Source organism: Umezawaea endophytica (genome assembly GCF_025061645.1).
Lineage (GTDB): Bacteria > Actinomycetota > Actinomycetes > Mycobacteriales > Pseudonocardiaceae > Umezawaea > Umezawaea endophytica.
On sequence record NZ_JANYMP010000011.1, the window covers coordinates 191,612 to 217,840 of the forward strand.

Here is a 26,229-nt window from a genome sequence, read left to right on the forward strand (position 1 = left end):
CGGGTGCTGCTGACCATGACGACCACCCACCGACCCGCGACCGACCTCGGTTTCCTGCTGCACAAGCATCCGGGCAGGGCCCAGTCCTTCCCCGCCCCGTCCGGCACCGCGCACGTGTTCTACCCGCGCGCGGACGAGGCGGCGTGCACGGCCGCGCTGCTGCTCGAGGTCGACCCGGTCGGCCTAGTGCGCGGGCGGGCGAGCAGCCTCACGCAGTACGTCAACGACCGGCCGTACGTGGCGGGCTCGTTGTTGGCCGTGGCACTGGGTTCGGTGTTCCGGACGGCCATGAACGGGCGGTGCGACGCCCGGCCGGAGCTGGCCGCCACGGCCATCCCGCTGCGCGTCGAGGTGCCCGCGCTGGGGTCTCCCGACGCGGCACTGCCCGCCGCCCTGTTCGAACCGCTCGGGTGGGCGGTGGACTCGACCGCCGTGCCGCTGGACCCGGCGGAGCCGTCGTGGGGCGACTCGCGGTACGTGACCCTGGTCCTGACCGGTGAGCTGCGGCTGGCGGACGCGTTGAAGCAGCTCTACGTGCTGCTGCCGGTGCTGGACGGGTCCAAGCACTACTGGATCGACCAGGACGAGGTCGACAAGCTCCTGCGCGCCGGGGAGGGCTGGCTGGCCGCGCACCCCGAGCGGGAGCTGATCACCCGGCGGTACCTGGGCCGCAGCCGTCCGCTGGCGCGCTCGGCGCTGGAGCGGCTCGCCGAGGCCGACGACGTGCCGGAGGAGGCGCTGGACAACGCGCTCGACGGGCCCGTGGCCGCGCCGCCGTCGCTGGCCGGGCAGCGACGGGCCGCCGTGCTGGCCGCGCTGAAGGGGTCCGGGGCGCGGCGGGTGCTGGACCTCGGGTGCGGTGAGGGCGCGCTGCTGCGCGACCTGGTGCGCGAGCCCTCGTTCACCGAGGTCCTGGGGGTCGACGTGTCGTCGCGGGCGCTGGCCGTCGCCGAGCGGCGGCTGCACCTGGACACCCTGTCGGACCGGGCGCGCGAACGGATCGCGCTGCGGCAGTCGTCGTTGACCTACGCCGACGCCGAGCTGGCCGGGTACGACGCCGCCGTGCTGATGGAGGTCGTCGAGCACCTCGAGGAGGACCGGCTGCCCGCGCTGGAGCAGGCCGTCTTCGAGGCCGCGCGGCCGGGCGCGGTCGTCGTGACCACGCCGAACTCCGAGTACAACGTGCTGTTCGAATCGTTGGCCCCCAACGCTTTCCGGCACCCCGACCACCGGTTCGAGTGGACAAGGGCCCAGTTCCGGGAGTGGGCGGGCGGTGTCGGTTCGCGGTACGGCTACGCCATCGTCCACCTCCCCGTCGGACCGGAGGACCCCGCGCTCGGCTCCCCCACCCAGCTCGCCGTGTTCACGAGGAAGCAGGAAGCCTGATGGAACTGGCCATCCCCGACCTGTCGCTGGTCGTGCTGATTGGCGCGTCCGGCTCGGGCAAGTCCACGTTCGCCGCCAGGCACTTCCGGCCGACGCAGGTGCTGTCCAGCGACTTCTTCCGCGGTCTCGTCGCGGACGACGAGAACGACCAGTCGGCGTCCGGTGACGCGTTCGACGTGCTGCACCACGTGGCGGGCAAGCGGCTGGCCGCGGGCCGGGTCACGGTGATCGACGCGACGAACGTCCAGCAGCACGTGCGGGCGCGGCTGGTCGCGTTGGCGCGGGAGCACAACGTGCTGCCGGTCGCCGTCGTGCTGGACCTGCCGGAGGACGTCTGCGTGGCGCGGAACGCGGCCCGACCGGACCGCGACTTCGGCGCGCACGTGGTGCTGCGGCACCAGGCGGACCTGCGGAAGTCGTTGCGGCACCTGAAGAAGGAGGGCTTCCGCAAGGTGCACGTGCTGCGCGGCCAGTCCGAAGTGGACGCGGCGACCTTCACCTACGAGCGGATGCTGAACGACCTGCGGCACGAGACCGGGCCGTTCGACGTGGTCGGCGACGTGCACGGCTGCCGCGCCGAACTGGAGGAGCTGCTGGGCGAGCTGGGGTACGCGATCACCCGCGACGCCGAGGGCCGAGCGGTCGACGCCGCGCACCCGGAGGGCAGGCGGGCGGCGTTCGTCGGCGACCTGGTCGACCGCGGCCCGGACACACCCGGCGTGCTGCGGCTGGTGATGGGCATGGTCCGGTCCGGGCACGCGTTCGCGGTGAGCGGCAACCACGAGCACAAGCTCGTGCAGGCGTTGCGCGGCAAGAAGGTCACGGTGGCGCACGGGTTGGGCGAGTCGCTGGCGCAGCTCGCCGGGGAGTCGGAGGAGTTCCGCCGGGACGTCGAGGCGTTCTGCTACGACCTCGTGTCGCACTACGTGCTGGACGGCGGCGCGCTGGTGCTCGCGCACGCCGGGCTGCCGGAGAACTTCCACGGCCGCGCGTCCGGACGCGTCCGCAGCTTCGCGCTGTACGGCGACACGACCGGCGAGACGGACGAGTTCGGCCTGCCCGTCCGCTACCCGTGGGCCAACGACTACCGCGGCAAGGCGATGGTCCTCTACGGGCACACGCCGGTACCGAAGGCGGAGTGGGTCAACGGAACCCTGTGCCTGGACACCGGGGTCGTGTTCGGCGGCGAGCTGACCGCGTTGCGCTACCCGGAGAAGGAACTGGTCTCCGTTGCCGCGCACCAGGTCTGGTACGAGCCGGTGCGGCCGCTCGTCGACGCCGCGCCCACCCGTGACGCGCGGGTGCTGAACCTGGGCGACGTCACCGGGAACCGGTCGATCGAGACCGCGCACCACGGGCGGATCAGCGTCCGCGCCGAGCAGTCGGCCGCCGCGCTGGAGGTGATGAGCCGGTTCGCGATCGACCCGCGCTGGCTCGCGTACCTGCCGCCGACGATGGCGCCGACCGCGACCTCGGCGCGCGACGACGTGCTGGAGCACCCGGCCGAGGCGTTCGCCGGGTTCCGCGGCGCGGGCGTCGGGCAGGTGCTGTGCGAGGAGAAGCACATGGGGTCGCGGGCCGTCGTGCTGGTGTGCCGCGACCCCGGTGTCGGCCTGGCGCGGTTCGGCGTCGAAGGCGGCGGGGCCGTGCACACCCGCACCGGGCGGGCGTTCTTCCCGGACGGGCTGGGCGAGGCGTTCCTGGACCGCGTGCGGGCGGCCGTGACGGCGGCCGGGCTGTGGGCGGAACTGGACACCGGCTGGCTGCTGCTCGACGCCGAGCTGCTGCCGTGGAGCGCCAAGGCGGGCGGGTTGATCCGCGAGCACTTCGCGTCGATCGGGGCGGCGGCGAACACGGCCCTGCCGCAGGCCGTCGACGCGTTGACGGCCGCCGCCGCGCGCGGGATCGACGTCGGGGACCTGCTGGCGCGCACGACGGCACGGGCGGCGAACGGCGTCGCGTACCGCGAGGCCTACCGCCGGTACGTCTGGGACACCGACGGGCTCGCGGGCATCAGGCTGGCGCCGTTCCAGCTCCTCGCGAGCGAGGGCAGGACGTTCGAGGACCGGGACCACCAGTGGCACCTCGGGATCGCGGCCCGGCTGCGCGACGCCGACCCGGACCTGATCACCGTCACGCGGAACCTGCTCGTCGACACCGGCGACGAGCGGTCGGTCGCGGCGGGCACGGGGTGGTGGGAGGACCTGACCGCGGCGGGCGGCGAGGGCATGGTGGTGAAACCGCTGGCCAACCTCGTGCGCGGGCCGCGCGGGCTCGTGCAGCCCGGTGTGAAGGTCCGCGGCCGGGAATACCTGCGGATCATCTACGGTCCGGACTACACGGAGACCGCGAACCTGGACCGGCTGCGCAAGAGGTCGTTGGGCGGCAAGCGTTCGCTGGCTCTCCGCGAGTACGCGCTCGGCCTGGAAGGGCTGCGGCGCGTCGCGGCGGGTGACCCGCTGTGGCGCGTGCACGAGTGCGTGTTCGCCGTACTGGCCCTCGAATCGGAACCGGTGGACCCGCGCCTGTGAACCTGATGATCCCCGACCTGTCGCTCGTGGTGCTGCTCGGCGCGCGGATGGCGGGAGCCCTGCCGGTGGACCGGTACGACGTGATCGACCGGCGGCTGCGGGCGGGCGGCGTCACCGTGGTGGACGCCACGGACGCCTCCCGCGCGCAGCGCGCCGACCTGGTCGTGCTGGCCAAGCGGCGCAGCGCCACCCCGGTCGCCATCGCCGTCGGCGCCACCGAGTGGTCCTTGCGCGAGCAGGGTTTCCGGCGCGTGCACGTGCTGCCGGACCAGTCGGCCGTGGACGCGGTGCGGCTGGTGACCGAGCGGCTGCCGAACGACCTGCGGCACGAGACCGGGCCGTTCGACGTGATCGGCGACGTGCACGGCTGCCGGGTGGAGCTGGAGCACCTGCTGCGGGAGCTGGGGTACGTGGTCGCGCACGACGACCGGGGCCGGGCCGTGGACGCGCGGCACCCGGAGGGCCGCAAGGTCGCGTTCGTCGGCGACCTCGTCGACCGCGGCCCGGACACCCCCGGCGTGCTGCGGCTGGCGATGGGCATGGCCGCGGCGGGCAACGCGCTGGCCGTGCGCGGGAACCACGAGGACAAGCTGGTGAAAGCGCTGCGCGGCAACGACGTGCGGCGCGACCACGGGCTCGCCGAGTCGATGGACCAGCTCGCGGAGGAGTCGGCGGGGTTCCGGCAGCGGGTGCTGGAGTTCTGCGACGCGCTGGTCCCGCACTACGTGCTCGACGGCGGCGCGCTGGTCCTCGCGCACGCCGGTCTGCCGGAGCGCTACCACGGCCGCGAGTCGTCACGGATGCGCAGCCTGGCCATCTGGGGCGAGAACACCGGCCAATCCGACGACGCGGGCAACCCGATCCGCTACCCGTGGGCCGAGGAGTACGAGGGCCGCGCGACCGTCCTCTACGGACACACTCCGGTGGCGGAAGCCCGCTGGGTCAACGGAACCCTGTGCCTGGACACCGGCTGCGTCTTCGGCGGCAAGCTCACCGCGCTGCGCTACCCCGAGCGCGAGGTCGTCTCCGTACCCGCCCGCCGGACGTGGTTCGCCCGGCCGGGAGCGCTGCGCTAGGCCCGTTCCAACCAGGCGTGGGACGGGTCCAGCTTGCGGAGTTCGGTGAACAGCCGCTCGCGGGCTTCGGCGCGCAGCCACGGGAGGGTGCTGTCGAGGTCGGTGGTGCGCTGCACGCGCCCGGACCGGAACAGCAGCACCACCTCGGGGTTGAGGTAGCGGATGCCGTCGTCGACCCAGGTCACCTCGTCCAGCGGGAACGTGACCGTCGGGTCGCGCGGGAACACCCACCGCCCCTGCCAGCGCCGGGTCGGGCGGACGTCGAGCTGCCACGGGGTGTCCGGGCGGGCGCGGATCCACAGCCTGGTCACGTCCGGCGGCAGGTCGTCGGGGGCGGGGCCGGCGAAGCCGTCGGTCACCGCCCACACGTCCGCCCCCGCGAAGTGGTCGCGCAGCGCGGGGACGTCGTCGAGGAACACCCCGACGACCAGCCGGTCGTGCGGCGCGCGGACCGCCGTGTAGCGCTCCAGCGCCCACCCGCCGCAGACCCACCACGGCACGCTGACGCCGTCGAACGCGAGCGCGCCCGCGGCCGGTTCCAGCGAATCCCAGTCGATCACGTCCACGGCGGGACAGGTTAGCCCTTCGAGGTGTCGTCCTTGCGGTCCTCGGGCTCGTCGAAGCTGGCGGGCAGCTTGCGCAGGTGCTTGTTCATCGAGCGGACCAGGAAGAACACCGCGATGAAGAACAGCACGAGCAGCAGCAGGCCCAGCGGGGACGACTTGCCGAAGTCCTCCTTCTGGCCGCCGGGGTCGTTCGACGTCGGCGGCTGGGCCGCGACGACGGCGATCGTGTCCTCGACGGGGACCCTCGCGAGCATCACACCGACACCTTCTCGCGCAGGCCCGCGAACAGGTCGTCCTCGGGCACGGTGCTGTCCACCAGCGAGCGGGCCAGCTCGTACTCCTCGGTCGACCACAGCCGCCGCTGCATCTCCAGCGGGATGAAGAACCAGCGGCTCTCCGGGTCGATCTGGGTCGCGTGGGCCTTCAGCGCCTCGTCGCGCTGCTCGAAGAACTCACCGCACTCGACCCTGGTCGTCACGCGGTCGAGCACGTCGGGGGTGTTCGGGTCCCACTTCGCGATCCACTCGGTGTACGGCGACTCCTGGCCGATCTCCAGCAGCGCGTTGTGGAACGTCATCATCCGGGCGCGCGAGAAGCCGTGCGAGTAGTACAGCTTCAGCGGCTGCCACGGCTCGCCCGCCTCGGGGTACCGCTCCGGGTCGCCCGCCGCGTCGAAGGCCGCGATGGACACCTCGTGCGTGCGGATGTGGTCCGGGTGCGGGTAGCCGCCGTTCTCGTCGTAGGTGACGATGACGTGCGGGCGGAACTCGCGGATGGCCTCGACCAGCTTCTCCGCCGACTCCTCGATCGGGACCAGCGCGAAGCAGCCCTCCGGCAGCGGCGGCAGCGGGTCGCCCTCGGGCAGGCCCGAGTCGACGTACCCGAGCCAGCGGTGCTGGATGCCGAGGATCTCGGCGGCGCGGGCCATCTCGCCGCGGCGGATCTCGGCCATGTTCTCCAGGACCTCGGGGCGGTTCATGGCGGGGTTCAGGATGCTGCCCGCCTCACCGCCGGTGCAGGTCACGACCATGACCTCGTGACCTTCCGAGACGTAGCGGGCCATCGTGGCCGCGCCCTTGCTCGACTCGTCATCGGGGTGCGCGTGCACCGCCATCAGGCGCAGCTTCTCGACCATGACCGGCGTGGTCTCCTCTTCGATTCACGTACCGCCCCACCAAGCGGGGCCGGATCGGCTCCTGCGACACTCAACGCGGACGTCGACGCTCATTGTTCCCGCTGGTCCGCAGCCGGTGAACGGGCGGGGTGAGAAGGGGTGACCGGAGTGGCGCAGCGCACGCTGCCCGACGGCCGCTACGGCAAGCAGGCGGGCAAGCCGCTGCCGAAGTGGCTGCGCTGGTCACTGCCCGTGGTGGGCGTGCTGGTCGGGGCCGTGGTCGCGCTCGTCGCCTACCAGAACCTCGGCAACCAGCCCATCGAGGCGAAGCAGAGCGCGTTCGAGGTGCTGGACGACAGCTCCGTCGAGGTGACGTTCGAGGTCGTCCGGGACGAGCCGGACCAGCCCGTGGTGTGCGTCATCAGGGCCCGTTCGGACGACGGCGACGAGGCCGGACGGCGGGAGGTGCTCGTCCCACCAGGTAGGAGCACGAGCTCCGCAACGACGGTCTTGCGCACGTCGAAACCGCCGGTCACCGGAGAGGTGTTCGGCTGCTCCTACCAGGTACCCGCCTACCTGTCCACGAGGTAGCGGCCAAGCGGGTGATCTGCGGGTTTAGCGGCGGTGTCGGGAACAAAACACCGTAGTCGAACGTTGTAAACGTGTTACTCTTGCAGCTCAGCACGGCCCCGGTGTGGGCCGTGTTTTTCCGTTCCGGGCGGGCTGGTGGCCCGGAAACTGCCAGTCCACGGGGTGGACTTGGAGCAAGACGAGGAGTTGGTGACCGTGAGCGACACCCAGGTGACCTGGCTGACCCAGGAGGCCTACGACCGGCTCAAGCAAGAGCTGGACGAGCTGATCCAGAATCGCCCGGTCATTGCCACTGAGATCAACGCGCGCCGCGAGGAGGGCGACCTCCGGGAGAACGGCGGTTACCACGCGGCCCGCGAGGAACAGGGCAAGCAGGAGGCCCGGATCCGGCAGTTGCAGGAGCTCCTCCAGGCGGCGAAGGTCGGCGAGGCGCCGACCACGAAGGGCGTCGCGGCACCCGGCACCGTGCTGACCATCCGGTACGACGGGGACGACGAGACCGAGGAGTTCCTGCTCGCCACCCGCGAGGAGGGCGCGCACGGCGCGATGGAGGTCTACTCCCCCGCGTCGCCGCTCGGGAAGGCGCTGCTCGGCGCGAAGGACGGCGAGACCGTCGAGTACGAGCTGCCGAACGGCAAGAGCCAGAAGGTCACCCTGATCAAGGCGATCCCCTACTCCGCCTGATCCACGACGCACAGGGGCGGTCACCGTTCGGGTGGCCGCCCCTTTCGCGCGCCTTGTAACATTGATTGATATCGTCAATTATTGACGTTCTTGGAGGATCTGGTGCACGACGAACATCCTTTGGCGCAGGACCTCGGGTTCCTGCTGTCCCGAGCCAGCGGGGTGTTCGCCAAGACGGCCAGCGAGGCGCTGTCCCCGCTCGGCCTGCGCGTCCGGTCGTACTCCGTGCTCGCCTTCGCGAGCGAGGTCGAGACCGGCGTGACCCAGCGCCGACTGGCCGAGCTGATGGGCCTCGACCCCTCGCAGGTCGTCGCACTGGTCGACGAACTGGAGGGGAACGGGCTGGTCAGGCGGGTCACGGACCCCAACGACCGGCGCAGCAAGCTCGTCAGCGCCACCTCGGAGGGCACCAGGGTGCGGAGCGAGGGCGGGCGGAGGATCGCCGAGGCGCAGAGCGGGATCATGGCCGACGTGAAGCCGGAGACGCAGGTGGAGCTGAACGCCCTGCTGCGGCAACTGGTGTTCCCCGACGAGTAGCCCACCGGACGCGGGGCCTCCGGTTCCGATGACGAGTCCAATCGTTGACATCCACAACAGTTTACGTCCACCCTGATTCCGGAGCCCCGGAGTCGAGGGAGGACGAGGACTGATGGATCTCAGCGGCAAGGTCGCGGTCGTCACGGGGAGCGGGCGGGGGCTCGGCCTCGCCTACGCCAGGGAACTGGCCGCCTCGGGCGCCGCGGTCGTGGTCAACGACGTGGACGCCGCCACCGCGGCGGCAGCCGTCAAGGAGATCTCCGACGCGGGTGGGCGAGCCGTGGCCGAGGTCGTCGCGGTCGGCTCGGCCGAGGCGGCGGACGCGCTGGTGGCGCGAGCCGTCGGCGAGTTCGGCAGGCTCGACGTGATGGTCACCAACGCGGGCGTGCTGCGCGACCGGGTGCTCTGGAAGATGACCGACGAGGACTTCGACACCGTCGTCCACGTCCACCTGCGCGGCACGTTCACCTGCGCGCGGGCGGCGGCCGTCCGGTTCCGCGAACAGGGCACCGGCGGGCGGCTGGTCCTGGTCGGCTCCCCCGCGGGCCAGCGCGGCAACTTCGGCCAGACCAACTACTCCGCCGCGAAGGCGGGCATCGTCGGGTTCGCCCGCACGTGGGCGATGGAACTGGCGCGCGCCAAGGTGACCGTGAACGCCGTCGTGCCCGTCGCCGCGACCGCGATGACCGAGACCATCCCCGCGCTCCAGCCCTACGTCGAAGCGCTCCGAGCCGGGGAGCCGATGCCGCTGTTCGCCCGGCGGGCACTGGCCTTCGGTGCCCCCGAGGACGCGGCGGGCGTGGTGGCGTTCCTGGCCTCCGACGCCGCGGAGGACATCACCGGCCAGGCCATCGGCGTCGGCGGCGACCGGCTGTCGCTGTGGACGCACCCGACGCAGGCCGTGGTCGCGTACGCCGACGGCGGGTGGAGCGCCGACGCCGTCGCCGAGGCGTGGCCGACGGTGTTCGCGGCCCACGAGCAGGGGATCGGCGAGCGGCTGCCGGAGCAGAAGTCGTGACGGGCCTCGACCTCGACGCGCTGACCGCCATCGACGTGCACGCGCACGTCGAGGTCGACGGCCACGGGCACCTGTCGCTGCCGGACACCTTCGTCGAGGCGTCGGCCGCGTACTTCGCCGCCGACCACCGCGCCCCGACGCTGGGAGAAACCGCCGCGTACTACCGAGAACGGCGGATGGCGGCGGTCGTGTTCACCGTCGACGCCGAGTCCGCGACCGGACACCGGGCCATCTCCAACGACGAGATCGCCGACGCCGCCGCGGAGCACCCGGACGTGCTGATCCCGTTCGCGAGCGTCGACCCGGCCAAGGGCCGCACGGGCGCGCGGATCTTCCGGTCGCTGGTCGACCGCGGGATGCGCGGCATCAAGTTCCACCCGTCGGTGCAGGGCTTCGCGCCGAACGACCGCAGCGCCTACCCGCTGCTGGAGGTCGCCGAGGAACTCGGTGTGCCCGCGCTGTTCCACACCGGCCAGACCGGCATCGGCGCCGGGCTGCCCGGTGGCGGCGGCATCCGGCTGGGGCTGTCCAACCCGATGCTGCTCGACGACGTGGCGGTCGACTTCCCCGACCTGACGATCATCATGGCGCACCCGTCGTTCCCGTGGCAGGACGAGGCGCTGGCGGTCGCCACGCACAAGCCGAAGGTGTACATCGACCTGTCCGGCTGGTCGCCGAAGTACTTCCCGCCGCAGCTCGTCCGGTACGCGAACTCGCTGTTGCAGGACAAGGTCCTGTTCGGCTCCGACTACCCGCTCATCACCCCGGACCGCTGGCTCGCCGACTTCGCGCGACTGGAGATCAAGGACCACGTCCGGCCGAAGGTCCTCAAGGGCAACGCGGTCAGGGCGCTCGGCCTGGACCGGAAGGAGAAGCCATGACCACCGTCGCCTTCGACGACCTGCCCGGCCTCGCGGGGACCCCGCTCGGCACCGGCGACTGGCTGGACGTGACGCAGGAGCGGATCGCCCTGTTCGCCGACGCCACCGACGACCACCAGTGGATCCACGTCGACCCGGAGCGCGCCAAGGACGGGCCGTTCGGCGGGCCCATCGCCCACGGCTACCTGACCCTGGCGCTGGTGATCCCGCTGTGGACCAGGCTCCTGGACGTCCGGGACGTCACCACGAAGGTCAACTACGGGCTGAACAAGGTCCGCTTCCCCGCGCCCGTCCCCTCTGGCGCGCGGATCAGGCTGTCCGGCACGCTGGTGTCGGTCGAGCAGATCGGCGGCGGCGTGCAGCTCACCGCGGACGTGGTCGTGGAGATCGAGAACGGCGCCAAGCCCGCTTGCGTCGCGCAGCCGGTGTTCCGCTTCTACCGCTGAGACGGGGACCACGATGATCCACCGCAGCGACAAGTCCGATGTGGACATCCCCGGCACGACCCTCACCGAGCACCTGGTCGACCGCGCGCACGGCGACCGGGTCGCCGTGGTCGACGCGGCCACCGGCGAGCGGCTGACCTACCGGGACCTGGCCGACGGGGTCGACGCGGCGGCGGGAGGGTTGGCGGCGCTGGGGATCGGGCCCGGTGACGTCGTCGCGCTGATCAGCCACAACCAGCCGGGGTTCGTGCTCGCGCTGCACGCCGCGCTGGCCGCGGGCGCCACCGTGACGCCGGTGAACCCGGCGCTGACCCCCGGCGAGATCGCCGAGCACCTGGCGGCGTCCCGCGCCGTCGCGGTGATCGCTTCGGAAGCGGTGGCGGAGAAAGTCGCCGGTGCGGCCGTCGAGCACCGATTCGTGATCGGCTCGGCCACGGGGTTCACGCCGTTCGGGTCGTTGACCGGCGTGGCGCCGGTGATCGACGTCGACCCCGCCACGACCGTGGCGCTGCTGCCGTTCTCCAGCGGCACCACGGGTCCGCCGAAGGGGGTGATGCTGACCCACCGGAACCTGGTGGCGAACGTCGAGCAGAACTCGGCCCAGTGGCGGGTGACGCCGGACGAGGTGTTCTCGGCCGTGCTGCCGTTCTTCCACGTCTACGGGTTCTCGATCATCCTCGGCATGGCCCTGCGGCACGGCTGCACCGTCGTGACGCTGCCCCGGTACGAGCACGACGCGCACCTGCGGATGATCGCGGAGCACCGGGTCACCAGGGCGTTCCTCGCCCCGCCCATGGTGCTCGGGCTGGCCAACCGCGGTGGTGGCGGCCACGACCTCTCGTCGCTGCGGTTCGCGGTGTCCGGGGCGGCGCCGTTGGACGTCGCGGTGGTCCAGCGGGCGGAGGCCGTGCTGGGCTGCCCGATCCGGCAGGGCTACGGGATGACCGAGGCGTCCCCCGGCATCACGCTGGTGCCGGAGGACGGGTTCACCGAGGTGCCCGCCGGGTCGGTCGGGACGCTGCTGCCGTCGACGGAGGTCCGGCTGGTGGACCCGGCCACCGGGGAGGACTCCGAGGAGGGCGAGCTGTGGGCGCGGGGACCCCAGGTCATGGCGGGGTACCTGGACAACCCGGAAGCGACCGCCGCGACCGTCGTGGAGGGCGGCTGGCTGCGCACCGGGGACGTCGCGCGGATCGACGGCGACTTCTACCTGATCGTGGACCGGCTCAAGGAGCTGATCAAGTACAAGGGGTACCAGGTGGCGCCCGCCGAGCTGGAGGCGCTGCTGCTGACCCACCCCGACGTGCTCGACGTCGCGGTGGTCGGGGTCCCGCACGACGAGGGCGGCGAGGCCCCCAAGGCGTTCGTGGTGGCGTCCACGCCGACCGACCCGGAGCTGCTGATGGAGTGGGTCGCCGCCCGCGTGGCCCCGTACAAGAAGGTCCGCGACGTCGAGTTCGTCGACGCCATCCCCAAGTCCCCCAGCGGCAAGATCCTCCGCAGGCTGCTGAGGTGACCCGCTCCGGGGCACGGGTCAGGTGATCTTCTCCAGCAGCGGGCGCACCCGAGGCGGCACGGGCGTGGACAGGGCGATCGACGTCGACAGCCGCTCCACCCCCGGCACGTCCACCATCTCGTCGATCACCCGCTGGAGGTCGGCGTTCGACCTGGCCACCATGCGCACGAACAGGTCGCCCTGGCCGGTCGTCGCGTGGACCTCGCACACCTCGTTGATCGCCGCCAGGCCCTCCGAGACCCCCTGCCTGCGGCCCTGGGCGATCTCCAGCACGGCGAACGCGGTCAGCGCGTAACCCATCGCCGCCAGGTCCAGCGCGGGCGGGAAACCGGTGAGGACGCCCCGTCCGAGCAGGCGGTCGAGCCTGGCCTGCACGGTGCCGCGCGCCACGCCCAGGCGGCGGGAGCACTCCAGCACCCCGAGGCGGGGTTCGTCGGTGAGCAGCAGCAGGAGCCTGGCGTCCAGCAGGTCCAGCGGCTGGTCAGAGTGTTCTAGTTGCTCGCCCGAAGTCATGCATCACTATACAAGATGTCCAGTGATTTCACTGAGTGTTGCTCAGGATGCCCGGCGGGACACATCCTATTCCTACCGAACTGACCAACGGAGGGGAACACCATGACCGGGACTCTGGGTCGCACCGACCAGCAGCTCGACGACGTGAGCTACGACCAGCTCCGGCAGCTCGTCGGCCTGGTCGACTACGACGCCACCAAGGACCCGTTCCCGGTGCGCTCGATGGACGCCGTGGTGTTCGTGGTCGGCAACGCCACCCAGACCGCGTGGTTCTACCAGGTGGCCTTCGGGATGCAGCTCGTCGCCTACGCCGGTCCCGAGACCGGGCACCGCGACCACAAGGCGTTCGTGCTCAAGTCCGGGTCGGCCCGGTTCGTCATCAAGGGCGGCGTGCTGCCCGACAGCCCGCTGCTGGAGCACCACCGCAGGCACGGCGACGGCGTCGTGGACCTGGCGCTGGAGGTCGACGACGTCGACCGCTGCGTGGCGCACGCCCGGTCGCAGGGCGCGACGGTGCTGGAGGAGCCGCACGACGTCAGCGACGACAACGGCACCGTGCGCATGGCGGCCATCGCGACCTACGGCGAGACCCGCCACACGCTGGTCGACCGGTCCGCCTACCGCGGGCCCTACCTGCCCGGCTACGTCGTCAAGGAGAGCACCGTCGTGCGGCCGGAGGGCGCGCCGAAGCGGCTGTTCCAGGCGGTCGACCACTGCGTCGGCAACGTCGAGCTCGGCAAGATGGACTACTGGGTCGAGTGGTACAACCGCGTCATGGGCTTCGTGAACATGGCGGAGTTCATCGGCGACGACATCGCGACCGACTACTCGGCGCTGATGAGCAAGGTCGTCTCCAACGGCAACCACCGGGTCAAGTTCCCGCTGAACGAGCCCGCCATCGCGCAGCGCAAGTCGCAGATCGACGAGTACCTGGAGTTCTACGCGGGCGCGGGCGTGCAGCACATCGCGCTGGCCACCAACGACATCATCGGCACCGTGACCGCGATGCGCGCGGCGGGCGTCGAGTTCCTGGAGACCCCGGACTCCTACTACGACGACCCCGAGCTGCGGGCCCGCATCGGCAAGGTGCGCGTGCCGATCGAGGTGCTCAAGGAGCACCGGATCCTGGTCGATCGCGACGAGGACGGCTACCTGTTGCAGATCTTCACCGCGCCGACCGGTGACCGGCCGACGGTGTTCTACGAGCTGATCGAGCGCCACGGCTCACTGGGCTTCGGCAAGGGCAACTTCAAGGCGCTGTTCGAGGCCATCGAGCGCGAGCAGGAGCGCCGGGGCAACCTCTGACGCACCTGACGCCGTGCGCCACCTGAGACGCCGTTCGCCGGGAGCGGAGCAACCCCCCGCTCCCGGTGCGCGTCACAGGGTGCGGGTGGGCCGGGCCTCCCGGCGAGTCCGCGCCACCTCTCGCCGACGAGCTTGGTACCCACCGCGTGGAGACGGGTACCCTCTGTCTTGGGGAACCTCACAGGGCATTCACATCGGGGAGGCGGCATGGCTCTCGCAAGGCGCGCAGCCGCTGTGCTTCCGCTCTTCGGAGCGGTCGCCACGGCCGTGGCCCTGACCGGCGCGGCCTTTTTCACCGTCGCCCAGGCCGGCTGCCACGATTCCGGGCACTTCGAACAGCGGAACGGCACGCTCCAGTTCGTCGGCGGTTGCGTCGACGGCCAGGACCTGCCAGCGGTGCCGAAGACCGAGAACGCGCAGTACAGCCTGCCCGGCGACAACCTGGTCAAGCCCTAGGCGTCACGACGGCGAAGGCCCCCGCTCCGGTGGAGCGGGGGCCTTCGCGGTGCACGAGGTCAGCCCAGCGCGGTGACCAGGTCGGCGACGAGGTCGTCGCCAGCCTCGATGCCGACGGAGACGCGGACCAGGTCCGACGGCACCTCCAGCAGCGAGCCCTCGGTGCTGGCGTGGGTCATCTTGCCGGGGTGCTCGATCAGCGACTCGACACCGCCGAGCGACTCGGCCAGCGTGAACAGCTTGGTGCGCGCGCACACGTCCAGCGCGGCCTGCTCGCCGCCGTGGACGGTGAACGAGATCATCCCGCCGAACCGGCGCATCTGCTTCGACGCCAGCTCGTGGCCGGGGTGCTCCGGCAGGCCGGGGTAGAGCACGGACTTGACCTTCGGGTGCTTCAGCAGCGCCTGGACGACCAGTTCGGCGTTGTCCGAGTGCTTCTCCATGCGGAGTTCGAGGGTCTTGATGCCGCGCAGCGTCAGCCATGAGTCAAACGGGCTGGCGACCGCGCCAGCGCCGTTCTGGAGGAAGCCGAACTGGGCGTCCAGCTCGTCGTCCGACGTGATGAGCGCGCCGCCGACGACGTCGGAGTGGCCGCCGATGTACTTGGTCGTGGAGTGCATGACCACGTCGGCGCCGAGACCGAGCGGGCTCTGGAGGTACGGGGACGCGAAGGTGTTGTCCACCACGAGCAGCGCGCCCGCGGAGTGCGCGATCTGGGACAGGCCCGCGATGTCCGCGATGTTCAGCAGCGGGTTCGTTGGCGTCTCGATCCAGATCACCTTGGTGTTGGGGCGGACCGCGGCGCGAACGGCGTCCACATCGGACAGCTCGACGGGCGTGTGCTCGACACCCCAGTGGCCGAGCACCTTGTCGATCAGGCGGAACGTGCCGCCGTAGGCGTCGTTCGGGATGAGGATGTGGTCGCCGGGGCGCAGCATCGCGCGGAGGGCCGCGTCGGTCGCTCCCATGCCGGACGCGAAGGCGCGGGCGTGCCTGCCGCCCTCCAGGGAGGCGAGGCACTCCTGGAGGGCCGCCCTGGTCGGGTTGCCGGTGCGGGAGTACTCGTACCCGCCGCGCATGCCCCCGACGCCGTCCTGCGCGTAGGTGGAGGTCGCGTGGATGGGCGGGATCACCGAGCCGGTGGTCGGGTCGGGGTCCTGACCCGCGTGGATTGCCCTGGTCGCGAAGCCGTAGTGGGCGGAGCTGTCCGTCATGACTAGAGCGTACGGGTGAGTTCGGACGCGTTCGAAAGCACGAGGTCCAGCGCCCAGGACTCGGGAACCGCCTGGTGGGGATCCGTTCCCCCGACCAGCCGGAGCAACGCGCCCGTGCTTCGGTCCCGAACGGACGAGGGGCCCCCGACCACCGGCCGGGAGCCCCTCGTTCGAGTCAGTCCGTCACCACTGCTGGGGCGGCTGCTGCTGGCCGTAACCCTGCTGCGGGGGCTGCTGCCCGTAGCCCTGCTGGGGCTGCTGGCCGTAACCCGGCTGCTGCTGCGGCTGCTGGCCGTAGCCGTAGGGCTGGCCACCGGTACCGGGGTACTGGGCGGGAGCGGCCGAGCCGTCGGCCATGACCACGACGGTGTTCATGATCTTGTCGGCCCAGGTCTGCTTCTTGGCCTCCCACAGCGGGGCGAGGTAGCCGATGCCGCAGGCCGCGCCGTCGATGAAGTGGCAGAGCTGCCGGACGAAGGCGTTGCCGAAGCCGACCGGCTGACCGGTTTGCTCGCTGATCAGCTTGATCTTCGCGACCCGCTTGCCGAACGTCTGGCCGGTCGTGCCCTGGAGGTAGCCAGAGTTGTACACCTGGTAACCGATGATCCCCAGGTACCCGAGACCACCCACGGCGAGCGCGATTCCGGGGTCGACGCTGGTGGCGACCACGAAGACCAGCAGGTAGAACACGACGACCGGGGCCACGTAGTCGATCAGGCCCGCGATGGCGCGCGAGCCCCACTCGGCGTAGTTGCCCGCCGGGGCGCCGTACCCGGCCTGACCGGGGTAGCCGGCCTGCGCGCCGCCCCAGGCCTGCTGCGGCTGGCCGTACTGGCCGGGCTGCTGCTGAGCGCCCCACGGCTGCTGCTGGGGCTGCCCGTAGGGCTGCTGCGGCGGCTGGCCGTAGGGGTTCGACGGCGGCGGCTGCTGGCCGTACGGCTGCTGCCCGTAGGGCTGGGCGGGCTGGCCGTACGGGTTCGACGGCGGCTGGCCGAACTGGCCCGGCTGCTGGCCGTACGCGGGCGGCTGCTGGGCGGGGAACCCGCCGGAGCCGGTCTGCGGCGGCTGGCCGAACGGGTTCGACTGCGGCGGCTGCTGGCCCTGACCGGACACGACCTGCGTCGCGTCCGAGTTCGGCTGCTGCCCCTGGCCGGGGGTGACGACCTGGGTCGCGTCCGAGGTCGGGAACGCCGGGGGCTGTCCGCCGCTCGGCACCACCTGCGTCGCGTCGGCGCTGGGAGCCTGCCCCTGGCTCTCCTGTGGTTGGCCGCCTTGGTTCTGGCCTTCTGGCGGCTGCGGAGCGTTCATCGGAGTGTCCAGCCCCTTTGTTCGGGTCGCGCTTACGGGTCGGGTCCAGGTCACGCTAGCGGATCGACCACGACCGGCCACCGGCAACCGGTGAACGCGCCGCGGAACGCCCCGCTCAGCGTCCGGCGAGGAAACCCAGGATGTCCTGCCGGGTAACGACGCCCGCGGGCTTGCCGTCGTCCAGCACCAGTGCACCGTCCGCATGGGACAGTGCCTTCATCGCCACGCCGACCGACTCGCCCGCTCCGATCGTCGGCAGCGGGGCCGACATGTGCTTCTCCAGCGTGTCGGCGAGCTGGGCCTTGCCGGTGAACAGCGCCTCCAGCAGGTCGCGCTCGTTGACCGCTCCCGCGACCTCGGCGGCCATGACGGGCGGCTCGGCGTTGACGACGGGCATCTGCGAGACGCCGTACTCGCGCAGGATCGCGACCGCTTCCGCGACCGTCTCCTTGGGGTGGCCGTGGACCAGGTCCGGGATGTGGCCGTCCTTGCGCCGCAGCACGTCGCCGACGGTCGCGCCGGACGAGTCGGGCGGCAGGAAGCCGTAGGACGACATCCACTGGTCGTTGAAGACCTTCGACAGGTAGCCGCGGCCGCCGTCGGGCAGCAGCACGACCACGACGTCGTCCGGGCCGCAGCTCCGCGCGACCTTCAGCGCCGCCGCGGCGGCCATGCCGCAAGAGCCGCCGACGAGCAGGCCCTCCTCACGGGCGAGGCGCCGGGTGACGGAGAACGAGTCGGCGTCGGACACGGCGACGATCTCGTCGCAGATGTCGCGGTCGTACGCGTCCGGCCAGAAGTCCTCGCCGACGCCCTCGACGAGGTACGGGCGGCCGGTGCCACCGGAGTACACGGAGCCCTCGGGGTCCGCGCCGATGATCTTCACCTTGCCGCCGGACACCTCCTTGAGGTACCTGCCGGTGCCCGAGATCGTGCCGCCGGTGCCGACGCCCGCGACGAAGTGCGTGATCCGCCCCTCCGTCTGGCGCCAGATCTCCGGGCCGGTGGAGTGGTAGTGGCTCAGCGGGTTCTGCGGGTTCGAGTACTGGTCCGGCTTCCACGCGCCGGGGATCTCGCGCACCAGGCGGTCCGACACGTTGTAGTAGGAGTCCGGGTGCTCCGGGGCGACCGCCGTCGGGCACACCACGACCTCGGCGCCGTACGCCTTCAGCACGTTGCGCTTGTCCTCGCTGACCTTGTCCGGGCAGACGAAGACGCACTTGTAGCCGCGGCGCTGCGCGACGAGCGCCAGGCCGACGCCGGTGTTGCCGGACGTGGGCTCGACGATCGTGCCGCCGGGCCGCAGCTCACCGGAGGCCTCGGCCGCCTCCACCATGCGCAGCGCGATGCGGTCCTTCACGCTCCCGCCGGGGTTCAGGTACTCGACCTTGGCGAGCACCAGCGGCGCCGCGCCCTCCGTGATCGAGTTCAACTTCACCAGCGGCGTGTTGCCAACCAGGTCGACGACGTGCTCGACGTACTCCACCGGGAGAGTCCTTTCCCACTTCGCGAGATGACCGGCGAAGCGTAACTCGACCTCGCGGTTCGGGTGGCCGGTGGACGACCACCCGGCCGACCGGGCGACCGGAACGGGTGGTCACCCGGATGGACCGGTGGTGGATCTTTCGGCATCGTGAAAGCACGGCGGTCTTCGTCACGAGTGGTGGCCCGGCTGAACAGGCGTTAACTAGGGTGAATCGACACGCTGCGGTGAACAAAGGAGTTCCGTAATGCCTGAGGCCGTCATCGTCTCCGCCGCCCGATCCCCCATCGGCCGCGCGGGCAAGGGTTCGCTGAAGGACATCCGCGGCGACGACCTGACCGTGCAGATGGTCAAGGCCGCGCTCGCGAAGGTCCCGGAACTCGACCCGTCCACCATCGACGACCTGATGCTCGGCTGCGGCCTCCCCGGCGGCGAGCAGGGCTTCAACATGGGCCGCGTGGTCTCCGTGCTCGCGGGCTACGACCAGGTCCCCGGCACGACCGTGACCAGGTACTGCGCGTCCAGCGTCCAGACCACCCGGATGGCGCTGCACGCCATCAAGGCCGGCGAGGGCGACGTGTTCATCAGCGCGGGCGTCGAGACCGTGTCGAGCTTCGCGCGCGGCAACTCCGACGGCTGGCCCGACACTCACAACCCGGTGTTCGCCGAAGCCGAGGCGCGGACCGTCGCGACCGCCGAGGCCGGTGCCGACTCCTGGACCGACCCGCGCGCGGCGGGCCTGGTGCCGGACATCTACATCTCCATGGGCCAGACCGCCGAGAACCTGGCGTGGGCCAAGGGCATCTCCCGCGAGGAGATGGACCAGTTCGGCGTGCGCTCGCAGAACCTCGCGGAGAAGGCCATCGCGAATGGTTTCTGGGCTCGGGAGATCACGCCTGTGACGTTGCCGGACGGGACTGTGGTGTCCGCCGATGACGGTCCTCGGGCTGGTGTGACGTTGGACGGGGTGGCTGGGCTCAAGCCGGTGTTCCGGCCGAACGGGAAGGTCACCGCGGGGAACTGCTGTCCGCTGAACGACGGGGCGGCGGCTTTGGTGATCATGAGTGATGTGAAGGCCCGTGAGTTGGGGATCACGCCGTTGGCCCGGATCGTGTCGACCGGGGTGTCCGGGTTGTCGCCGGAGATCATGGGGCTTGGGCCGGTGGAGGCTTCTCGGCGGGCTCTGGCGTTGGCCGGGATGTCTGTTGGGGATATTGATCTTGTGGAGATCAATGAGGCGTTCGCGGCGCAGGTCATCCCGTCTTATCAGGAGCTGGGGATCGATCTGGATCGGTTGAACGTGAACGGTGGGGCCATTGCTGTTGGGCATCCGTTTGGGATGACGGGGGCTCGGATCACGACCACGTTGATCAACTCGTTGTCGTTCCACGACAAGCAGTTCGGGTTGGAGACGATGTGCGTTGGTGGTGGGCAGGGGATGGCGATGGTGTTGGAGAGGTTGAGCTAGCTCGGTTGGGTCGTCAGGCGCTGGGTTCGCTCTGTGTGATCGGTGACCCTGAAGGGGACGGCTGCTGCTCCGTTGCGGTGGTCGTCCCCTTTTGCGCGTCATCGAGAAGGGGGTGGGGTGTCCCTACCTGGGAGTAGGGAGGCTCAGACGATGCCGTACGTGTGGTGGCACAGCGGGTACGACTTCTTGTGCCATGCGTTCAGGGTTGAGCAGGTTGGTGGAGGTCGGGGGTTCTTCGAGGCCGCTTGTGAGCACAGCGTGCCTGTGGAGAGGGTGGAGAGGGAGCAGCGTGGGCATTTGTGCGTGTCTTGCCTGATCAGGGTGGGGGATGCGTTGCCTGATGATGGGGGTGGGTGGAGGGGGTGAGTGGTGGGTGGCTCTTGGCTCGCCGCGGTTGCGTTGGGGGGTGTTCGATTTGACTTGGGGCCCCTAGATTTGCCCCTTCGTCGGACAATAAAGGGCAGAGGTGAAGCTGCCGTCCGACGCGAGTTTAAGGGGCAAATCCCCCAAGTAAAATCGAACACGGTTGGGTGCTGGTGTCGCGTGCCGTCGTGTTTCCGCTGGTCAAGGGAAAGACAAGGGCATGAAGAACGAAGAAGGGCGCCCGACCGTGTGGTCGGGCGCCCTTCTTGTGGAGCGTGTGTGTACCTGTCAGTCCGAGTTGAAGTAGGACAGCAGGCGCAGGATCTCCAGGTAGAGCCAGACCAGGGTTACGGTCAGGCCGAAGGCGACCCTCCAGGCGAATACCGCCGGTACGCCTGCGCGGATTGCTTCGTCTGCCGCGTCGAAGTCCAGCAGGAAGCTGAACGCGGCGATGCCGATGCAGACCAGGCTGAAGATGATGGCGATGGTGCCGCCGTCGCGCAGGCCAAGGCCGCCCGGCGTGAGGAAGCCCGCTACCAGGTTGGCCAGCATGAGCACCGCTACGCCGATGACGGCGCCGGTGATCCACTTGGTCAGCTTGGGCGTGACTTTCACGGCGCCGGTCTTGTAGACGACCAGCATGCCGATGAACACGCCGATGGTGCCGATGATCGCTTGGATCACGATCGAGCTGCCGTTGCTGAACGCGCGGCCGATCAAGAAGCTGACGGCGCCGAGGAAGACGCCCTCCACCGCCGCGTAGGCCAGCACGAGCGCCGGGCTCGGCTTCTTCTTGAAGATGTTGACCAGGGCCAACACGAAACCGATGATCATCGCCGGCAACGCGAGGGCCACGGCCTCCATCACGTACGTGATGGTGCCCGCGATCAAGAGCACGGCCAGGGTCGCGCCGGTCTTGGTGACCACGTCGTCGATCGTCATCGGGCGGTTGGCCGCCGATGGGGGTGCAGGGTCGTAGCCGGGGCCCGCTTGCTGCGGCGGCTGACCGAAGCCTGCGTAGTTGTTCCCGTAACCGCCGGTCGGCAGGTTGCGGAAAGCGGGGTTGCTGGTGGTACGCACCTCGTCCTCCTGTGGCGTGCTGACGCCGTCACGGGGTTCAACGACCACACGAGTCGATCGGTTCCCGTCGGGTAAAAGTGACTTTACCTGGACTGTCGATCTCGGCACCTGGTTATCCCCCCGGCGGGACGTAACGATCGACACAGCCCGGAGAAGTTGATCGTGATCTGGACGCAACCAGCGGCAGGGGACCGCCGTCTTTACCTGTCGTGGCGTGGAAACAGAAGCGGCTGGGCTGGGTGACGATCGGTGTGGCGCTCGGGGTCACCGTGGCGGTGCTGGTCACCCTCGGCGGGCCTCACCAGGAGCAGCAGCCCGACCCGGTGTCGGCGGGCCTGCCCGCGCCGCAGCGGCAGCCGGTCGTGAGCGGGCCCGTGCCCGAGGTGCCCGCACCGGCCGAACCGCGCGCCGACTGGATGCGCAAGCTGGGCCCGAACGAGAAGCCGCCGCAGTTCGTCATGTTCTCGTTCGACGGCGCCGCGTCCAAGGAGCACTGGGACCGCGTCCTCCCCATCACCCGGCAGGCGAAGGCGCACGTCACGGGCCTCCTGTCGGGCGTCTACATGATGAGCGACGACCAGGGCGACGACTACACCGGTCCGGGCCACGACCGGGGCTTCTCGTCGATCGGGTTCGGCGGGACCAGGCAGGACATCACCCAGCGCATCGAGTACCTGAACGACGTCATCGCCTCCGGGCACGAGATCGGCACCCACTACAACGGGCACTTCTGCCAGGGCACCGAGCCCAGCGTCGGCACCTGGAGCACCGAGCAGTGGAACGACGAGATGGACCAGTTCTTCTCGATCGTCGAGAAGTCCCGCGCCAAGGGGTTCCAGCTCGACCCGAAGAACGTCCGGGGCGGTCGGACCCCCTGCCTGGAGGCCGACTGGAAGGCCGCGTTCCCGGCCATGAAGGCGCACGGGCTCGTCTACGACACCAGCCACGTCAGCCTCGGCGTCACCTGGCCGACGGTCATCGACGGGGTCTACGAGTTCCCCCTGCCCGAGGTGCGGGTGCCCGCGTTGAACCGGCAGGCGGTGATGATGGACTTCAACCTCTGGTACGCGCTGAACGGCGCCAAGGAGGAGCCGGAGAAGGCCGCCGAGTTCACCGCCGTGGTGGTCGAGACCTACTGGTCCGTGTACCGGGCCGCCTTCAACGGGAACCGGGCGCCGCTGACCATCGGCAACCACTTCAACGAGTGGGCCGGGGGCGCGTTCAGCGCCGCCGTCGAGCAGTTCATGGGCGAGGTCTGCGTGCAGAAGGACACCGTGTGCGCCACCTACACCGAGGTCATCCAGTGGATGCAGCTCCAGGACCCGCAGATCCTGGCGCAGCTCCGCAGCTTCCCGGCGGCGCGGAACTAGGGACGCGCCACCCGGTCATCGGGTGAGCTGTCCCGGTCATCGTCCACGGGTCCTCTTCCTGACCGGAAAGCCCTGTATTTCGGAAACAATCCTTCCCAACTGGGGCTGACACCTCGGACGACCTACGGTGAGGTCATCCGCCGCGCGGCCACGGTGCTCGACCCGACCCGAGGAGTGCGCACATGACCGTCACCAAGATCGTCGCCCGCCCGGCGCCCCAGCCGCCGGTCTCCGCCAAGCGCGTCTGGCTGAAGCCGGACTTCCGGGACTTCGACACCCCGATGGAGGTCACCGCCTACGCGGCCCGCTCCTGACCCGGTCACCCCGTGGGAGGCCGTGGGCCCGTGTCCGGGTCCACGGCGTCGCGTCGACCCGAGGAGCACCACCTTGCGAGCGCTGCTGCCCGCGGAGGAGTTCGAGGCGGAACTCCGCGCCCTCGCCCCCCGCTACTGGCACGACCACCCCTTCCACTTGCGCCTGCACGACGGCTCGCTGAGCGAGCGGGAACTCCGGTCGTGGGCGGCCAACCGCTGGTACTACCAGCGGTGCATCCCGCAGAAGGACGCGGCGATCCTGGCCAACTGCCCGGTGGCCGACGTCCGCCGGGAGTGGCGGGAGCGCATCGTCTGGCACGACGGCACCCGCGCGGGTGAGGGCGGGGCGGAGAACTGGCTCCGGCTGGCCGAGTCGCTCGGGCTGTCCCGCGAGGAGGTGCTGGACGAGCGGCACGTCCTGCCCGGCACGCGGTTCGCCGTGGACGCGTACGTCACGTTCGCGCGCACCAGGCCGTGGGTCGAGGCGGTCGCGTCCGGGCTGACCGAGATGTTCTCGCACGGGCTGATGGCGCGGCGGCTGTCCGACATGCGGCTGCGGTACCCGTGGATCGCGGAGGAGGGCTTCACCTACTTCACCACCAGGCTCGACGTGGTCGCGGGCGAGGGGAAGTCCACTGTGGACCTGGTGGTGCGCAACTGCGCCACCAGGGAGCAGCAGGAGGCCGCCGTCGCCGCGCTGTCGTTCAAGTGCGACGTGCTCCGGTCGATCCTGGACACCGTCGACTACTACGCCCGCCGGGAGCGGTGGTGACGCCCGAGTCGGTCCCGCGGATCAGGCCGGGCGCGCGGGTCTCGTACGACCAGGTCCGGGAGAGCGCGGTGGTGCTGTTCCCCGAGGGGGTGCTGGTGTTGAACGAGACCGCCGCGGCCGTCGTCGACCTCTGCGACGGCCGGGCCACGATCGGCGACATCACCCGTCGACTGGCCGACGACTTCTCCGGGGTGGAGCCCCGCGACGTCGTCGAACTGGTCGAGCGGCTGGTGGCCCGCGGGGTGGTGGTCCTGGATGGCTGAGGCGCCGTTCGGGCTGCTCGCCGAGCTGACCCACCGCTGCCCGCTGCGGTGCGGCTACTGCTCGAACCCGCTGGAACTGGTCCGGCGGCGGGACGAGCTGGACACCGGGCAGTGGTTCTCGGTGTTCGACCAGGCCCGCGCGCTCGGCGTCCTCCAGGTGCACCTGTCCGGCGGGGAACCGTTGGGGCGCAAGGACCTCCCCGAACTGGTCGGCCACGCGGCGGGGCTCGGCTGCTACGTGAACCTGGTGACCAGCGGGCTGGGGCTCACCGAGGAGCGCCTGGCGGACCTGGTGTCCCGCGGCGTCGACCACGTGCAGCTCTCCGTGCAGGACGCCGACCGGGCGGGCGCGGACCGGATCGCGGGCGTGCGGGCCCACGACCACAAGCTGGTCGCCGCCGACCTGGTGACCGCGATCGGCGTCCCGCTCACGGTGAACGTGGTCCTGCACCGGCGGAACCTCGACAACGTGGCGGGCCTCATCGCGCTGGCCGAGCGGATGGGCGCGCAGCGGCTGGAGCTGGCCAACACCCAGTACTACGGCTGGGCCCTGCGCAACCGGGCCGCGCTGCTGCCCACCGCGGAGCAGTTGGCCGCTGCGAACCCGGTCGTGGCCGCCGCGCAGGACCGCCTGCGCGGCACGATGGAGATCGTCTACGTGATCGCCGACTACCACGAGGCCCACCCGAAGCCGTGCATGCACGGCTGGGGCGCGCGGCAGCTCACCGTGGCCCCCGACGGGAAGGTCCTGCCCTGCCCCGCCGCGACGGTCATCGCGGACCTGGAGGTCGACAACGTGCGCGACAAGGCGCTGGCCGACATCTGGCACGACTCCAGGTCGTTCAACGCCTACCGGGGCACGGACTGGATGCGCGACCCGTGCCGGGGCTGCGCCCGCCGGGAGGTCGACTTCGGCGGGTGCCGCTGCCAGGCCTTCCAGCTCACCGAGGACGCGGCGAACACCGACCCGGTCTGCTCGCTCTCGCCCGATCGCGGGACCGTGGACCTGATCCTGGCCGCGGAGACGCGGCCCGTCGTCGAGCCCGCGCTGGTCATGCGGCAGGCGGACCGGTGAAGGCGGTCCTGCTCGGCACCGCGGCGGGCGGCGGCTTCCCGCAGTGGAACTGCGCGTGCGAACCGTGCGCGGCGGCCCGCGCGGGTCGGCTGCGGCCCCGGACCCAGGACTGCCTCGCCGTCAGCGGTGACGGCGAGGACTGGTGGCTGTTCAACGCCTCCCCCGACATCCGCGCCCAACTCGTGGCGACCGCGGCGCTCGACCCCGGACCCGGACCCCGCGACACGCCGGTGCGCGGGGTCGTCCTCACCGACGCCGAACTGGACCACACCCTCGGCCTGCTCGCGCTGCGCGGCGCGGAGGGGCTGGAGGTGCGCGCGACCGCGACCGTGGCGGACGCCCTGCGGACGGACCTCGACGTGCGGCGCGTCCTGGACGGGTACGCCGGGTGGACGTGGCGGGAGGTCGAACCGCACCGGCCGTTCACGCTGGCGGGCGGGCTCGTGGTCACGGCCGTGCCGATCAGCGGCAAGCGCCCCCGGTACGCCGCCGAGTCCACAGTGGACTCCACGTGGGTGGTCGCCTACCGCGTCGAGGACCCGCGGACCGGCGGCGTCCTGGTCTACGCGCCCTGCCTGGCCACCTGGCCGACCGCGCTGGACCGGCTCCTCGCGGACGCCGACGTCCTGCTGCTCGACGGGACCTTCCACGCGGCCGGGGAGATGGGCGCCTCCACCGGCCGTTCGCACGGGCAGGCCGGGATGGGCCACCTGCCGATCGAGCTGAGCCTGCCCGAACTGCGCCGCCACCCCGACGTCCGGCGGATCTACACGCACCTCAACAACACCAACCCGGTGCTGGACCCCGGTTCCGCCGAGCACGCGGAACTCGTGGCGGCGGGTGTCGAGGTCCCGCCGGACGGCACGGTGGTCGAGGTCTGAAACCGGGGGGTTAAACCT

The 26,229-nt window shown here is 70.9% G+C and carries 26 protein-coding genes and 1 pseudogene; 19 read left to right on the forward strand and 8 right to left on the reverse strand.

Annotation, left to right across the window (positions count from 1 at the left end; genetic code table 11):
- The first annotated feature begins 3 nt into the window (after nt 1-3).
- The 3 genes and pseudogenes from NZH93_RS23630 to NZH93_RS23640 all read left to right on the forward strand — a co-directional run.
- Nucleotides 4-1,386, forward strand: coding sequence for a 3' terminal RNA ribose 2'-O-methyltransferase Hen1 (locus tag NZH93_RS23630; protein WP_259625360.1), 1,383 nt, complete (start codon nt 4-6; stop codon nt 1,384-1,386).
- A complete protein-coding gene (locus NZH93_RS23635) occupies nt 1,386-3,917 on the forward strand; it encodes a polynucleotide kinase-phosphatase (RefSeq protein ID WP_259625361.1) in 2,532 nt (843 codons plus the stop codon). The genes NZH93_RS23630 and NZH93_RS23635 overlap by 1 nt, the downstream gene beginning before the upstream one ends.
- A 5-nt stretch (nt 3,918-3,922) precedes the next feature.
- Nucleotides 3,923-4,969: pseudogene (locus NZH93_RS23640) on the forward strand (metallophosphoesterase); the annotation flags it as partial.
- Between the two features lie 20 nt (nt 4,970-4,989).
- On the opposite strand, the gene NZH93_RS23645 reads toward NZH93_RS23640, so the two are convergent.
- From NZH93_RS23645 to mca, 3 genes are read right to left on the reverse strand one after another with little or no spacing between them, the layout of a single operon-like run.
- Complete coding sequence (locus NZH93_RS23645; protein ID WP_259625362.1) at nt 4,990-5,559, reverse strand: hypothetical protein; 570 nt, start codon at nt 5,557-5,559, stop codon at nt 4,990-4,992.
- 11 nt (nt 5,560-5,570) lie between these two features.
- A complete protein-coding gene (locus NZH93_RS23650; protein WP_259625363.1) occupies nt 5,571-5,813 on the reverse strand; it encodes a hypothetical protein in 243 nt (80 codons plus the stop codon).
- Nucleotides 5,813-6,694, reverse strand: a complete 882-nt coding sequence (gene mca / locus NZH93_RS23655; protein WP_259625364.1) for a mycothiol conjugate amidase Mca — start codon at nt 6,692-6,694, stop codon at nt 5,813-5,815. The genes NZH93_RS23650 and mca overlap by 1 nt, the downstream gene beginning before the upstream one ends.
- Before the next feature lie 138 nt (nt 6,695-6,832).
- Here mca and NZH93_RS23660 point away from each other — a divergent pair, with 138 nt between their 5' ends.
- From NZH93_RS23660 to NZH93_RS23690, 7 genes are all read left to right on the forward strand, one after another.
- Nucleotides 6,833-7,264 (forward strand): DUF4307 domain-containing protein, encoded by a 432-nt coding sequence (locus NZH93_RS23660; protein WP_259625365.1) that lies wholly within the window; start codon nt 6,833-6,835, stop codon nt 7,262-7,264.
- Nucleotides 7,265-7,453: 189 nt separating this feature from the next.
- Entirely contained in the window at nt 7,454-7,948 is a 495-nt protein-coding gene (greA, locus tag NZH93_RS23665) for a transcription elongation factor GreA (RefSeq protein WP_259625366.1), read from the forward strand.
- An 81-nt stretch (nt 7,949-8,029) separates the two neighbouring features.
- The gene (locus tag NZH93_RS23670) at nt 8,030-8,485 is read left to right on the forward strand and encodes a MarR family winged helix-turn-helix transcriptional regulator (RefSeq protein WP_259625367.1); all 456 of its coding nucleotides are present in this window, start codon (nt 8,030-8,032) and stop codon (nt 8,483-8,485) included.
- A 112-nt stretch (nt 8,486-8,597) separates the two neighbouring features.
- The gene (locus tag NZH93_RS23675) at nt 8,598-9,503 is read left to right on the forward strand and encodes an SDR family NAD(P)-dependent oxidoreductase (protein WP_259625368.1); all 906 of its coding nucleotides are present in this window, start codon (nt 8,598-8,600) and stop codon (nt 9,501-9,503) included.
- Nucleotides 9,500-10,384, forward strand: a complete 885-nt coding sequence (locus NZH93_RS23680) for an amidohydrolase family protein (RefSeq protein WP_259625369.1) — start codon at nt 9,500-9,502, stop codon at nt 10,382-10,384. Before NZH93_RS23675 ends, NZH93_RS23680 begins: the two co-directional genes overlap by 4 nt.
- Nucleotides 10,381-10,830 (forward strand): MaoC family dehydratase, encoded by a 450-nt coding sequence (locus NZH93_RS23685; RefSeq protein ID WP_259625370.1) that lies wholly within the window; start codon nt 10,381-10,383, stop codon nt 10,828-10,830. The genes NZH93_RS23680 and NZH93_RS23685 overlap by 4 nt, the downstream gene beginning before the upstream one ends.
- Nucleotides 10,831-10,843: 13 nt before the next feature.
- Nucleotides 10,844-12,346, forward strand: coding sequence for an AMP-binding protein (locus tag NZH93_RS23690; RefSeq protein WP_259625371.1), 1,503 nt, complete (start codon nt 10,844-10,846; stop codon nt 12,344-12,346).
- A gap of 18 nt (nt 12,347-12,364) precedes the next feature.
- On the opposite strand, the gene NZH93_RS23695 is transcribed toward NZH93_RS23690, so the two are convergent.
- A complete protein-coding gene (locus NZH93_RS23695; RefSeq protein WP_259625372.1) occupies nt 12,365-12,859 on the reverse strand; it encodes an Lrp/AsnC family transcriptional regulator in 495 nt (164 codons plus the stop codon).
- Between the two features lie 102 nt (nt 12,860-12,961).
- Here NZH93_RS23695 and hppD point away from each other — a divergent pair, with 102 nt between their 5' ends.
- Both hppD and NZH93_RS23705 read left to right on the forward strand, forming a co-directional pair.
- The gene (gene hppD, locus NZH93_RS23700) at nt 12,962-14,164 is read left to right on the forward strand and encodes a 4-hydroxyphenylpyruvate dioxygenase (RefSeq protein WP_259625373.1); all 1,203 of its coding nucleotides are present in this window, start codon (nt 12,962-12,964) and stop codon (nt 14,162-14,164) included.
- 207 nt (nt 14,165-14,371) lie between these two features.
- Nucleotides 14,372-14,620, forward strand: coding sequence for a hypothetical protein (locus tag NZH93_RS23705; protein ID WP_259625374.1), 249 nt, complete (start codon nt 14,372-14,374; stop codon nt 14,618-14,620).
- Between the two features lie 59 nt (nt 14,621-14,679).
- On the opposite strand, the gene NZH93_RS23710 is transcribed toward NZH93_RS23705, so the two are convergent.
- From NZH93_RS23710 to NZH93_RS23720, 3 genes are all read right to left on the reverse strand, one after another.
- Nucleotides 14,680-15,834: a cystathionine gamma-synthase gene (locus NZH93_RS23710; RefSeq protein ID WP_259625375.1), complete on the reverse strand. Its 1,155-nt coding sequence runs from the start codon at nt 15,832-15,834 to the stop codon at nt 14,680-14,682.
- Nucleotides 15,835-16,017: 183 nt separating this feature from the next.
- On the reverse strand, nt 16,018-17,142 hold the full coding sequence (locus NZH93_RS23715) for an RDD family protein (protein ID WP_259625376.1): 1,125 nt from the start codon (nt 17,140-17,142) through the stop codon (nt 16,018-16,020).
- Nucleotides 17,143-17,257: 115 nt separating this feature from the next.
- A complete protein-coding gene (locus NZH93_RS23720; RefSeq protein WP_259625377.1) occupies nt 17,258-18,628 on the reverse strand; it encodes a cystathionine beta-synthase in 1,371 nt (456 codons plus the stop codon).
- Nucleotides 18,629-18,872: 244 nt separating this feature from the next.
- On the opposite strand from NZH93_RS23720, the gene NZH93_RS23725 reads away from it, so the two are divergent.
- Complete coding sequence (locus NZH93_RS23725; protein WP_259625378.1) at nt 18,873-20,093, forward strand: acetyl-CoA C-acetyltransferase; 1,221 nt, start codon at nt 18,873-18,875, stop codon at nt 20,091-20,093.
- A gap of 651 nt (nt 20,094-20,744) precedes the next feature.
- Here NZH93_RS23725 and NZH93_RS23730 read toward each other — a convergent pair.
- Nucleotides 20,745-21,536 (reverse strand): Bax inhibitor-1/YccA family protein, encoded by a 792-nt coding sequence (locus NZH93_RS23730; RefSeq protein WP_259625379.1) that lies wholly within the window; start codon nt 21,534-21,536, stop codon nt 20,745-20,747.
- Between the two features lie 209 nt (nt 21,537-21,745).
- On the opposite strand from NZH93_RS23730, the gene NZH93_RS23735 reads away from it, so the two are divergent.
- From NZH93_RS23735 to pqqB, 6 genes are all read left to right on the forward strand, one after another.
- Nucleotides 21,746-22,906, forward strand: coding sequence for a polysaccharide deacetylase family protein (locus NZH93_RS23735; RefSeq protein ID WP_259625380.1), 1,161 nt, complete (start codon nt 21,746-21,748; stop codon nt 22,904-22,906).
- 182 nt (nt 22,907-23,088) lie between these two features.
- Nucleotides 23,089-23,220 carry a pyrroloquinoline quinone precursor peptide PqqA gene (gene pqqA, locus NZH93_RS50780; protein ID WP_308214228.1) on the forward strand — a complete coding sequence of 44 codons (132 nt, stop codon included), beginning with the start codon at nt 23,089-23,091 and terminating at the stop codon, nt 23,218-23,220.
- 73 nt (nt 23,221-23,293) lie between these two features.
- Entirely contained in the window at nt 23,294-23,992 is a 699-nt protein-coding gene (gene pqqC, locus NZH93_RS23745; RefSeq protein ID WP_259625381.1) for a pyrroloquinoline-quinone synthase PqqC, read from the forward strand.
- Nucleotides 23,989-24,255 carry a pyrroloquinoline quinone biosynthesis peptide chaperone PqqD gene (gene pqqD, locus NZH93_RS23750; protein ID WP_308214229.1) on the forward strand — a complete coding sequence of 89 codons (267 nt, stop codon included), beginning with the start codon at nt 23,989-23,991 and terminating at the stop codon, nt 24,253-24,255. The genes pqqC and pqqD overlap by 4 nt, the downstream gene beginning before the upstream one ends.
- Entirely contained in the window at nt 24,248-25,330 is a 1,083-nt protein-coding gene (gene pqqE / locus NZH93_RS23755; RefSeq protein WP_259625383.1) for a pyrroloquinoline quinone biosynthesis protein PqqE, read from the forward strand. Before pqqD ends, pqqE begins: the two co-directional genes overlap by 8 nt.
- Nucleotides 25,327-26,211: a pyrroloquinoline quinone biosynthesis protein PqqB gene (gene pqqB / locus NZH93_RS23760; protein WP_259625384.1), complete on the forward strand. Its 885-nt coding sequence runs from the start codon at nt 25,327-25,329 to the stop codon at nt 26,209-26,211. Before pqqE ends, pqqB begins: the two co-directional genes overlap by 4 nt.
- Nucleotides 26,212-26,229 lie beyond the last annotated feature (18 nt).